At 60.0% G+C, this 3,255-nt stretch carries 3 protein-coding genes and 1 pseudogene; 3 read left to right on the forward strand and 1 reads right to left on the reverse strand.

Translation table 11 applies throughout. The annotated features are described in order from the left end of the window. From ACR652_RS18115 to ACR652_RS18125, 3 genes are all read left to right on the forward strand, one after another. On the forward strand, window positions 1-102 hold a 102-nt coding region (locus ACR652_RS18115; protein ID WP_434507882.1), incomplete at its 5' end, for an IS3 family transposase. Between the two features lie 566 nt (window positions 103-668). Further along, entirely contained in the window at window positions 669-971 is a 303-nt protein-coding gene (locus ACR652_RS18120) for a KGG domain-containing protein (RefSeq protein WP_434507880.1), read from the forward strand. Between the two features lie 1,018 nt (window positions 972-1,989). Beyond that, entirely contained in the window at window positions 1,990-2,808 is an 819-nt protein-coding gene (locus ACR652_RS18125) for an ROK family protein (RefSeq protein WP_434507881.1), read from the forward strand. Window positions 2,809-3,008: 200 nt separating this feature from the next. Here the strand turns inward: ACR652_RS18125 and ACR652_RS18130 are convergent. Further along, window positions 3,009-3,255 (reverse strand): annotated as a pseudogene (locus ACR652_RS18130) (hypothetical protein); the annotation flags it as partial.

The following is a 3,255-nucleotide window of genomic DNA, read 5'->3' on the forward strand; positions in this document are numbered from 1 at the left end:
CGGTTCTACAACTGCCGGCGGCTTCATTCGACTCTCGGATATCTCAGTCCGATGGAATTCGAGAAAATGCGACTTGTTGAAAGAGAAAGGCTCGTCGCATAATTGCTCGGCTATGGGAGACGCCGAACGCGGGCAAGGCCAGAGATTGCCCAAATCCTGTCGAAAAGTCTGCGTGACGCCTATGACGGCGTGATGAGCCAGGCGAAGGCGGAGGCCGCGAAGGCGCGGGCGCAGGAATTGCTGGCCGTTTTGAGTGGTGTGGGGGGCTTCAGAGAGGGCTCGTCGACGGGCGCGACTATCGTTGCATCGCCGCCTGCGCCGAGGCGGCACAGTTGGTTGCGAAGGCCCGCCGCTGCGGCAGCAATCATCACAAACTTGCTGACTTGCTCCAACGCTCCGCGTTGAACGCAGCCACGGGTTTCTCTATTACTGATCGAGGCCCGAGCGCGCTCACGGTCCACCAAGTTGGGCAGGGGACGACTTGAACGCGCCGCTATCCAACGGTCTGCGGCGGGGTCGTGCTGGGACGCCTGGGCTGAGCGCCGCCGATCGAGCTGGCGGTCGAGCTGCGAGGAAGGGCTTTTGGAACAGGGCTTTGTGCGAATGGTTATCTTCGACAAAGCGTCGGCCGGCAAAGAATACAGCCGGGGGCGTCGCGGGAGGATTCCATGGCCAGGAACCAAGAAACCGGTTCGAATAAGAGTAGCGAAACGAAAAAGGGCGCGATGACCATCCAGGAAGCGGGAAAAATAGGAGGCGAGATCCGCAAAGAGGAACTCGGCCCCGAGGGCTATTCCGAACTCGGCAAGATGGGAGGCGAGGCGCGGAAGGAGCAGCTCGGACCGGGGGCCTATTCGGAGCTCGGCCACAAAGGGGGGCAGCGCGTGAAGCAACTGATCGAGGAAGGCAAAGAATCCGAGGGTCAGGCGGAAGGGAAAGAAGACGCCAAAGGTGGGAAACCACGCCACTAAAATGGCGCTGGCCTCCGTACGGTTTTGCACGAGCCGCTGGAATCCCCCGGGCTGCTTCCATGGCCGCCTCTCGGGAGCGCCCTCGCCGGAAACTCAGGGAATGGCATGACGTCGGCCCAAATAGCCATGTTTATCATCAAGCGATGGCGCCTCGAGCAGCCAATTGACGCGATCATGATTAGCCTCTATCGGGCCGGCCACCCCTTAACCAAGGAAACGATACTCAAGGTCATTTGCACTTACGTAAAAGCGAGTTCGGAAAATAACGCCTACCGTGGGAGAAAAACTCCCCGGCTCACCGATCCACAAAGCTGAAGCGCGGTCGCCAGCATCTCGTGCAAGGTAAGGCGCGATTCAGAATCCAGGCTCGTCTCCAAGGTTTATGGAATGGCTCGCCCCCCTTCGACATAGTGGACTTGCCGAATCACGAGGAGCGGACCGGAACCATGAAAAACGCAGCTCTTGGGTTCGACCTTGGCAAAAATGTCTGCAGCCTGGCCGGCTTGGACGGCACGGGCGCTATGGTGTTGCTCGGCGTACGCTGTCATTCGGCGTGGGGTCTCGACGCCGATCGGCACGGCAAGTAGCTGAAATCGCATGTTCCAGAGGGGTCACTCGCTGACGCCGATTTACAGCTTGAAATTAGTTAACAATTAAGGCGGGGTCGCCCCCTTGGCAGTAATCAATCTCGATGCGCTCGCGACGCGGGGGCGAGAGATGGTGACGGCGTCGAATCCGGGCTCAACGATGTATTGGGTCGACGGAGGCGGAGAATAAGGCACTCGACCGATCGGAAATCGAGGCAGAGCTCGCGCCTAAATCTTTTCCGGGTCGCGTGAAGAGACGCGACGGATCGCTTAGAGCGTAATGCGGCCTTGGCCGCGGGCGCAGACAAGCCTTCACTTTCTGTTCGTCGCGAAACCGATCCACACTATCATTTCAGCATGGCAAGCACGTGCGACCCAGGAGCGAGAGGCAAAAGAGCGCTCGTAAATTTAGTTGGCGCGAGCGGCGGCTCATGTTCGTAATGATCGACATTGGCGGAACCAGGACGCGCTTTGGCCGCGCCGACAATTCTGACGCTCTGGCCTTTGTCGAAATTTTTCAAACCCCACGCGACTATTCGAAAGGGCTGCGCGCACTCATCGAAGCCGTGAAAAAGATTGCGGGTGCCAAGCTCAGAGGCGTGGCGGTGGGAGCGCCGGGGGTCCTGTCACAAGACAAGCGGCAAATTGTCAATGCGCTAAATCTCCCCCGGTGGAACGGGGCCGCTCTCGCCGACGATCTCGAAGCCGCCCTGGGCACGCAGGTGATCCTGGAAAACGACACGGCGTTGGTCGGGCTTGGCGAGGCGACGGTCGGGGCCGGCAAGGGCGCCGCCGTCGTCGCCTATGTCACAGTCTCCACCGGCGTGAACGGCGCTCGCATCGTGGAGGGCGCGATCGACCGGGCCGCGTTCGGATTCGAAATTGGCGAGCAGCTTCTCGGAGGCGGCGCAAACGCCAACACGCTGGGCGAACTTGTTTCGGGTCGCGCCATTGAAGCGCGATTCGGCGCACCGCCCGCGAGCTTGGGCAAGGAGCACCCAGTGTGGGAGGACTTGGCCGAAATCGTCGCGGTCGGGCTCCACAATACAATTGCTTATTGGTCGCCTGAAAGGATCGTGGTCGGCGGCTCGATGATGGGAGTGGCGGGCATTCCGCTAGAACGGGTCAACGTCCACCTCGAGAGGGTCAAACGAGTTAATCCCGCGCTGCCGGAGATCGTGTCTGCATCTCTTGGCGATCTTGGAGGATTATGGGGCGGACTCGCCTGTTTGCGGGCTCATTCGACGTGACGCAAGCGGATCGCCCTCGGGGCATGATCCATCGGTAGCCGCTCAGAGGCGCGTGGATGGGTCTCGTTTCCTGTGTGCCCCAGGTAATTTCATGTGCTTGGCCGCTTGGGTAGGCTCGGGGGTAATCACCACCTTCGGTCAGACTGTCCCCCTTTCGAAAGGGATGGAGGTCGCACATTTCGAACAGGCGCTCAGGCTTCTCAGCGATTGAGACGGTCGGAGAGATCCGAACTAGCGTTACTTCCGGGCGGGGTCGCTTTCGACTCCGCGCTAAGCGGTGGCTTAGTTGCCAAAATCTGCGACAGTGCGGCCTCCAAGTCTTGTTCTCGAACGGGTTTCGTGAGCACCAAGTGGTCGCTATATCGTCCGAGTTTGTGGCTCGAATAGCCTGTCATGAAGGCAAACGGCACCCCTTGCGCGGCTAGAGCGTCTGCTACAGGCAGACTG

This window comes from Methylocystis sp., from assembly GCF_051061225.1.
GTDB lineage: Bacteria > Pseudomonadota > Alphaproteobacteria > Rhizobiales > Beijerinckiaceae > Methylocystis.